The following is an 8,122-nucleotide window of genomic DNA, read 5'->3' on the forward strand; positions in this document are numbered from 1 at the left end:
TGATCCGGCTTTTGGTTTTCACTATTCCAGTGACTCTAAATACACTATTCCAGTGACTCTAAAATTTCATTAAATGTTTTACTTGGACGCATTGCATTGGACGTTTTCGATATATCAGGTCGGAAATAACCCCCAATGTCAACTGGCTTACCTTGGGAACTGTTGTATTCGTCCACAATTTTTGTTTCGCTTGCCGAAAGGGCTTCTGCGATTGGAGAGAACTTCGCCTGGAGTCCTGAATCCTTGGTTTGAGTAGCCAAAGCCTCAGCCCAATAAAGTGCTAGGTAGAAATGTCCTCCTCGATTGTCAAGTTTGCCGACAACTCGAGCTGGTGATTTATCATTTTCAAGCCACTTTCCAGTCGCTTTGTCAAGTGTTTGGCCTAATAACAAAGCTTCGGGATTATGGAAAGTTTGACCTAAATGCTCCAATGAAACTGCAAGAGCCAAAAACTCTCCCAAAGAATCCCATCTCAGGTGACCTTCCTCCACAAACTGCTCCACATGCTTTGGAGCTGATCCACCTGCCCCGGTTTCGAATAGGCCGCCACCATTCATAAGAGGAACGATGGAAAGCATTTTTGCAGATGTTCCAACTTCCAAGATTGGAAATAAATCCGTCAGGTAATCACGAAGGACGTTTCCAGTTACGGAGATGGTGTCTTTACCTTCTTTGATTCGCTGGCAAGAGAAAATAGTTGCCTCAACAGGAGGCATGATGTGAATTTCCAATCCCGCTGTATCGTGGTTCAGAAGATATTCATTTACTTTTTTAATCAATTGTGCATCATGTGCGCGATCCGGATCCAGCCAGAATACAGCAGGTGTGCTCGAAAGTCTAGCTCTGGAGACAGCTAATTTAACCCAATCCTGAATAGGGGCATCTTTGGTTTGACACATTCTCCAAATATCTCCAGCGTCTACTGCGTGGGAAAATAATACTGAACCGGACGAGTCAATGACTTTGACTGTTCCTGCAAAAGGAATTTCAAATGTTTTATCATGCGAGCCATATTCCTCGGCTTTTTGAGCCATCAGGCCCACGTTTGGCACACTACCCATGGTAGCTGGATTGAATGCTCCATTCTCCTTGCAAAAATCGATGGTGGCTTGGTACACACCCGCATAAGATCTGTCAGGGATCACTGCTTTAGTGTCCTGAAGATTTCCAGCTTTATTCCACATTTGCCCGGAAGTTCGGATCATAGCAGGCATAGAAGCATCGATAATCACATCACTGGGGACGTGTAGATTGGTAATTCCTTTGTCCGAATTAACCATGGCTACCTCCGGGCCATCTGCATAGCAAGCCTCGATATCGGCTAGAATTTCAGTTTTTTGAGCTTCTGGAAGTTTTTCTAGGCTTGATAAAAGATCAGCAAAACCATTATTCACATCCACACCGACAGAATCAAGTGTTGCGGCATGTTTTTCAAAAACCGGTGCAAAAAAGACTTTCACGGCATGTCCAAATATGATTGGATCAGAGACCTTCATCATCGTGGCTTTCATATGAAGCGAAAAGAGAACTCCTTTTGCTTTAGCATCGTCTTTTGCTTTTTTCAAGAAGGCAGTTAATGCAGAAACACTTAAAGTAGCTACGTCTATAACTTCACCCTGAATTAATTTCAATCCGGATTTCAGGACTTCTCTTTTTCCGTCATCTCCAACCAACTCGATTGAAACAGAAGTATCGGAAGAGAGTGTCAGGGATTTTTCACTTCCATAAAAATCACCATGGTCCATGCTGTCCACGTGCGTTTTGGAGTCAGAAGACCACTTTCCCATAGAATGAGGATGCTTCCTGGCATAATTTTTTACGGCCAAAGGTGCCCTTCGATCTGAATTTCCCTCTCGAAGGACAGGGTTAACTGCCGAACCTTTGATTTTATCGTATTTGGTTTTTATCGTTTTCTCTTCCTCGGTTTTTGGCTCCTCCGGATAGTCAGGAAGTGCATAGCCTTGTGATTGAAGTTCCTTAACCGCGGCTTTCAATTGAGGCACAGAAGCCGAAATATTCGGTAATTTGACAATATTGGCTTCAGGCGTAGTTGCGATTTTACCGAGTTCAGCGAGGTCATCATTGATTTGCTGCTCAGGTGTCAGGAACTCCGGAAAAGTGGCGATAATCCTGCCCGAAAGCGAAATGTCACGTGTCTCCACCTGCACACCGGCAGATTTGGTGAAAGCCTGCACAATAGGAAGGAGAGAATAGGTGGCTAAAGCTGGCGCCTCATCGGTCAGCGTGTAGAGGATTTTTGGAGTTTGATTACTCATAGTTTGATAGGATGCTAAAAAGGATTTGCCTGTTTCGCTTTTTGGGAGAGGTGGCAGCATTGCCATCAGGTGAAAAAGTGAAAACAGGGTCGAAATTAATGGCCCTAAAATACGAAAATTAGGATTGATTCAAATCCCGCTTGAAGAAAGGTAATCTGGATGTTCTTGTGGAACCTAAAGTATCTGAAAGGAATCTGAATCTCGCCATGCAGGAAACTTTGTGCGATATTCGTCAAGTTTTGAAGCTGAAAAGGAAACAATACGGATATCCTCTGTTTCACCCAAATCCAAAATTCTTTCTCCTTTGAAATCAAAAGCAGCAGAGTGACCTACGTACTCGATTTCTTTTCCATCAACACCTATGCGATTTACTCCGATAGAATAAGCCAAATTTTCAATCGCTCTTGCGGGCAATAGTGCGTCCCATGCTGATGTCCTAGCAGCAGGCCATGAGGCGATATAAAAAATTATGTCATATCCGGCATTTCCATCGTCCCATCCATTTCTAGACCAAACAGGAAAGCGCAAATCATAGCAGACTTGAGGGCAAAATTTCCAGCCTTTCAAATTGAACACCGGAAGTATTTTACCTGATGAAAAGGTCTCATCCTCGTTTGCCATCCGAAACAAATGCCGCTTGTCGTAATACTCAATAATGCCTTCAGAATTTACCCAAAGCAAGCGATTAAAAAACTTGCCACCTTCGGAAATGATCGCACTGCCGGTGATCGTTGCCTGAGTCTGGGCTGCAAGCTGCTTCATCCACTTGCAGATGGTCAAATTCATCGGTTCAGCTAACGACGAAGCATCCATTGTGAAGCCAGTCGGGAACATTTCCGGAAGAATAATAAGATCTGCTTGCCCTTTCAAACTCCAAATTTTTTCCTCCAGCATTGCCAGATTGGCAGTTTTGTCTTGCCAATGCAGGTCAGTCTGTACTAAAGCGATTCGGATCTCGGGGCTTTTTTCCATTATCTCAAGGGGTAGATCATGCGATAATCCGTAGAGATTTTTCCTTTGCTCACATCAATCAACTTGGACTGAATAAGCCGTTTTTTTAGCCCTTTGAGATAGTCAATGAAAAGTATACCTTCTAGATGATCGTATTCATGTTGAATTACACGAGCTGTCATTCCGGAGAATTCCTCTTCCTTCAGATTCCAGTTTTCATCGTAGTATTCGATAGTCAATTTGTCGGGTCGGATGATTTCTGCGCGGACTTCAGGGATACTAAGGCAACCTTCCTCAAATCCATAGTCATCTCCATATTCATCTAGGATGATAGGGTTGATAAATGCTCTACGGATGCCTTTTTCTTCATCTTTTTCGTCAAGCATGAGGTTACTGTCAATCACAAAAAGGCGAACACCTTGATTGATTTGAGGAGCAGCAAGGCCAACACCATTGGCGAAATCCATGGTGGCATACATATCATTGATCAAGGCTTTGATATCTGTGCCTTCAGCAATTTCTTCCGCTTCTTTTTTAAGGATAGGATTGCCGTAAGCTACTATAGGGTAAATCATTGTTGTTCGAGGTATGATTGGAGTATAATTGCCGCAGAGACTTTGTCCAAGTTTCCGGCCTTTTCTTTTCGGTCTTTCTTTTTGCTGCCCATTGCGATCATACTTTGCATGGCCATTTTGGATGTGAACCGTTCATCCACTAAGACAATTCTTTTTTCGGGAAAAGTTTTTTCAAGTTCTCCCTTCAACTTCATTACTCTTGGCGTCATCTCATTGTCCTGTCCGTTGAGTCGGGTAGGTAGTCCGAGCACTATCGCTTCTACATCTTCCTTGGCACAGTAGGTTTTGAGATAATTCATCAGCTGCCCGGATTCAATAGTCTCCAAAGGATTGGCCAGAATTTTCAGCGGATCGGTAACAGCCAACCCAGTTCGCTTAGTTCCCAAGTCTATAGCAAGAACTCTAGACATCAGTTGGTCTGGATTTTTTTGCGGATTTTCCGAAGCGCTTCTTTTTCTAATTCAACGGCTTTTGGGAAGAGCAATTCATCTTCAATTTTAGCATGAATAGAGAGTTCGCGCTCGAAGTTTTGAAGTTCGTGATAAAGTACTTTCATGGTTAGTGGAGCATTTTCTTCCAGAAAATAGTCCTTGGTCAATCTCCGAATCCCCTCCATTTCATCTTCATGAATTTCATGCTGATCCGCCAGCATGTGAATGGGATCTTTTTCCAAAATAGTTACTGCATCCTGGGTTTTGAAATGCCCATCTTCAATATCCTGTAAAAGTTCGATTCGCTTGAACAACCTACTCTCTTCTTCATGAATATGATGGATAAAATCATCCACAAAAAGTGGAAACATAATTCGCAAATCGGCCATCAAAGCCGCAAATTCTTGCTCAGGTTGTATTCCTGAAATTAGATTTGAAAGAAATGGAAGCTCCTGTCGTACAAAGTAATAGTGCTTCTTTTTCAAGTAAGAAACGAGGAGTTCGATTGGATTCAGGTAAAGTTCCTCGGGGCTTGGATCCTTACGTTTTGCCCAAGTTTCCAATTCAGCGATAAGGGTTCGAGGGCTTACTTTGTGCTTTAAGCAAACCTTCTCCAGAGAATCTGTGGGATACTGATAAAAACTGATTCCGAAATAGTGTAAAACAGCAGCCAAGACGTAGTTTTCAGAAACTAATTCTCCGACTGTTGTTTTTTCGAAATCTCTTTTTAAATCCATTGTGCAAAAATAATTTTTTTTAAGTGATAAAAAGTGAATAAATCGGACCTTTATCCATTCCAGTCGTATAAACATTCGTTAAATTTATCTAAAATCCATTTTTCGCTGGATCATTTTGCTGTAGTTTGAGTTATTGAATAAAATAGAGAAAAAGTGAGCGAGACTAAGAATACAAAATCCCAAATCCGACTTCCAATCATTCTTGCCCTGGCTATTTCTGCGGGTATTTGGATCGGGGCAACATTTGCTGAACCAAAGAGCAACCAAAACGACCTTCGGGCTGCGCTTTATAAGCTCCAAGAGATCATGACGTATATCAACCGTGATTATGTGGACAGTGTGGATACGAATGAGTTGGTGGAATTTGGGATTACCAAAATGCTGGAGAATCTCGACCCCCACTCCAGTTATATTCCTGCTCGTGATGCCTCTTTGGCCCAATCTCAATTGGAAGGTGAATTTGACGGCATCGGGGTGGAATTTGGTATCATCCGAGACACTATTTATGTCGTAGCCCCTTTGACAGGAGGCCCTTCCGAAGCTTTAGGGATTCAGTCAGGAGATCAAATCATCAGTGTAGATGGTAAAAATGTAGCAGGAATCGGTATTACAAACCGTGATGTTTTTGATTATCTCAGAGGTCCAAGAGGATCGAAAGTCACGGTGGAGGTAAAGCGAAGAAATCAATCCGGACTGATTCCCTATGAAATAACCCGGGACAAAATCCCACAATACAGCATCAATGCATCTTATATGATTAATGAGGAAATCGGTTACATCAAAGTGACTCGATTTGCGGCTACGACTTATGAGGAATTCAAAACCTCCATTAATAAATTGCAAGGGCAAGGGATGAAAAAATTGATCATTGACCTTCAGGGAAACCCAGGTGGCTACATGGGAGCAGCAATCAATATGGCCGATGAATTACTTGGAGATCGGGACTTAATTGTTTCCCAGGAAGGAAAAGTGAGCCAATACAGTCAAAAGGCCTACGCATTTAAGCCGGGGATGTTTGAAGAAGGATCAGTAATTGTTTTGATAAATGAAGGTTCAGCTTCAGCCTCAGAGATTTTAGCGGGTGCTATTCAGGATAATGACCGTGGTTTGATAGTTGGTAGAAGATCTTTTGGAAAAGGTTTGGTCCAAATGCCAATTGATCTATCCGATGGTGCAGAACTGAGATTGACAATTGCAAGATATTTCACTCCCTCTGGAAGATCAATTCAGAAACCTTATGACTCGAATTATGGTGCTTATGAGACTGATCTGATTAATCGGTATGAGCATGGAGAGTTTTTCTCCGCAGATAGTATCAAGTTCAATGATAGTCTGAAATATGAAACCAAAAAAGGTCGTACAGTCTATGGTGGCGGAGGTATCATGCCGGATTACTTTGTAGCACTGGACACTACGATGAGTAGTTCTTATGTCAACAGGTTATTTAATACCGATTCTTCTCGAGAGTTTATCCTCGACTTTGTGACCAAAAATAAAAGTCAATTTACAGATATGACTTTGGAGAAATATTACAAAGAATATCAAGTGAGCGATGCGATGCTTATGGAACTGGTGGAATATGGAAAGAAAAACAAAGTTGCATTTGACGCTTCAGGATTCAATAAATCAAAGGATTACCTTAAAATATTGGTGAAGGCACATTTGGGCCGTCAGATTTATGATGACAACGCCTTCTACAAAGTAATCAATGATATAAATGAGGTTTATTTGCAGGCTATAGGCCTTTTTGGAGAAGCAGACAGAATCTCCATGGCAACCAATCTAAAAGTAGAAGGAGTAGAATAAACTCTTGTCCGATAAAAGTCTAAAAGCCAATCCAATAAAATGGGTTGGCTTTTTCATTTAGCAGAAAAAGAACTATCATTAATAACCAAACCCAAAAGGCCATGCAATTCATGAAACCCCTAATTACATTTCTTTTCCTAATCCTAGCTATGACTTCTTTTGCGCAGATCAAAGTCAATCACATTGCTGTTCATGTTTCAGATTTGAAAAGGAGCATGGTCTTTTATCATAATGTCTTGTCACTTGAAGAAATCGAAGAACCGTTCAAGGACGGACTTCATGCATGGTATGATATCGGTGGCGGTGCGGCCCTTCATTTGATTGAAGCTCCTGACATCATCAAGGACGTCTCCAAGGTGAATCACCTTTGCTTTAGTATTCCTGATATGGCAGCATTTGTGGAAAATATGAAATCGAAAAATTATCCATTCGAGAGTTGGGCAGGAAAAAAAGGGGAGATCACCAATCGAGTGGATGGGGTCAAACAAATCTATATCCGTGATCCGGATGGATACTGGTTAGAGATTAATGATGCCTATTGAGATTCTCTAATTGAAAACTGAAAAGAAGTCAAAAGCTTTTCTATGTAAGCCTGAGCACTTGACTAATGAGAGTTCCGCAGTACGAAGGCTTTGGAGCAGATACAACGTTATTTCGACTTCTATCGGTAATGCCACGTATTTTTTTTTGTAAAAAAACCATAATATAGAATTTCATTCTGATTTGGAATCTTTAAATATTGAGACATTAATCATTCATTTATGGTTCTGGATTTAGGTTAGGATATTTTTTTTCTTCGTTCTTTTGGCTTGACCCAAAACAACCAAAAGGTCAAGATTTGCGCCACCCTGCAAGCTGGCCCCTCGCTAAATCTCTTCACTGAAGAGATTTTCAACGCTCGGTCCTAACCGCACGAGGCCGAACGCTGGCTCGCTGGCAAATCCTCCCACCGCGCCCTTCCAATTAATGTTTTGTCTAGCAAAACAAAAAAAAATCAAACCTAAGTTCACAATTTTTCTGTTATAGGCATGCTAAACCCTGTTATTCTCGTTTTGAATGTTCAGTGAAATTTTAGGACTTAGGGTGACCCTAGCTTAGACTAAAACTATAACCGTTGTTTCTCTTTTGTAAATTCTAAATTTTACTTACTCTGGTTGACATCGCTAACCGTTTTGAGTCATTCCCTTTTTAGTTTAAATGTATATCCGCTTTCTTACCAGTATCCCCTTTTAACAAAATGACCTCGACTTCGCGCGGCCACCGAATCCTGAATATTTACATGGAGGGGAGGGAAAATAGGGGCCGCCCCAGATTAGAACCCACCACACAAAAACAAAACAAACAGC

General features: G+C 41.6%; 7 protein-coding genes. 2 read left to right on the forward strand and 5 right to left on the reverse strand.

Annotated features, from left to right (window positions below; all coding sequences use genetic code 11):
• Positions 1-44 precede the first annotated feature (44 nt).
• From ACK4HU_RS17050 to ACK4HU_RS17070, 5 genes are all read right to left on the reverse strand, one after another.
• Entirely contained in the window at positions 45-2,276 is a 2,232-nt protein-coding gene (locus tag ACK4HU_RS17050; RefSeq protein WP_409808783.1) for an NADP-dependent isocitrate dehydrogenase, read from the reverse strand.
• A gap of 174 nt (positions 2,277-2,450) precedes the next feature.
• Positions 2,451-3,248, reverse strand: coding sequence for an amidohydrolase (locus tag ACK4HU_RS17055; RefSeq protein ID WP_409808785.1), 798 nt, complete (start codon positions 3,246-3,248; stop codon positions 2,451-2,453).
• On the reverse strand, positions 3,248-3,802 hold the full coding sequence (gene def, locus ACK4HU_RS17060; protein WP_409808787.1) for a peptide deformylase: 555 nt from the start codon (positions 3,800-3,802) through the stop codon (positions 3,248-3,250). The genes ACK4HU_RS17055 and def overlap by 1 nt, the downstream gene beginning before the upstream one ends.
• Entirely contained in the window at positions 3,799-4,212 is a 414-nt protein-coding gene (gene ruvX, locus ACK4HU_RS17065; RefSeq protein ID WP_409808789.1) for a Holliday junction resolvase RuvX, read from the reverse strand. The genes def and ruvX overlap by 4 nt, the downstream gene beginning before the upstream one ends.
• Complete coding sequence (locus ACK4HU_RS17070) at positions 4,212-4,970, reverse strand: hemerythrin HHE cation-binding protein (RefSeq protein WP_409808790.1); 759 nt, start codon at positions 4,968-4,970, stop codon at positions 4,212-4,214. The genes ruvX and ACK4HU_RS17070 overlap by 1 nt, the downstream gene beginning before the upstream one ends.
• A gap of 153 nt (positions 4,971-5,123) precedes the next feature.
• On the opposite strand from ACK4HU_RS17070, the gene ACK4HU_RS17075 reads away from it, so the two are divergent.
• Both ACK4HU_RS17075 and ACK4HU_RS17080 read left to right on the forward strand, forming a co-directional pair.
• Entirely contained in the window at positions 5,124-6,776 is a 1,653-nt protein-coding gene (locus tag ACK4HU_RS17075) for a S41 family peptidase (protein WP_409808792.1), read from the forward strand.
• A gap of 110 nt (positions 6,777-6,886) precedes the next feature.
• Complete coding sequence (locus ACK4HU_RS17080; protein ID WP_409808794.1) at positions 6,887-7,318, forward strand: VOC family protein; 432 nt, start codon at positions 6,887-6,889, stop codon at positions 7,316-7,318.
• Positions 7,319-8,122 lie beyond the last annotated feature (804 nt).

This window comes from Algoriphagus sp. (assembly GCF_046296635.1).
GTDB lineage: Bacteria > Bacteroidota > Bacteroidia > Cytophagales > Cyclobacteriaceae > Algoriphagus.

Excerpts from the sequence above, each read along its gene's own strand:
- ACK4HU_RS17050 (WP_409808783.1), bottom strand. The coding sequence starts at position 2,276 with ATGAGTAATCAAACTCCAAAAATCCTCTACACGCTGACCGATGAGGCG.
- ACK4HU_RS17055 (WP_409808785.1), bottom strand. The coding sequence starts at position 3,248 with ATGGAAAAAAGCCCCGAGATCCGAATCGCTTTAGTACAGACTGACCTG.
- def (WP_409808787.1), bottom strand. The coding sequence starts at position 3,802 with ATGATTTACCCTATAGTAGCTTACGGCAATCCTATCCTTAAAAAAGAA.
- ruvX (WP_409808789.1), bottom strand. The coding sequence starts at position 4,212 with ATGTCTAGAGTTCTTGCTATAGACTTGGGAACTAAGCGAACTGGGTTG.
- ACK4HU_RS17070 (WP_409808790.1), bottom strand. The coding sequence starts at position 4,970 with ATGGATTTAAAAAGAGATTTCGAAAAAACAACAGTCGGAGAATTAGTT.
- ACK4HU_RS17080 (WP_409808794.1), top strand. The coding sequence starts at position 6,887 with ATGAAACCCCTAATTACATTTCTTTTCCTAATCCTAGCTATGACTTCT.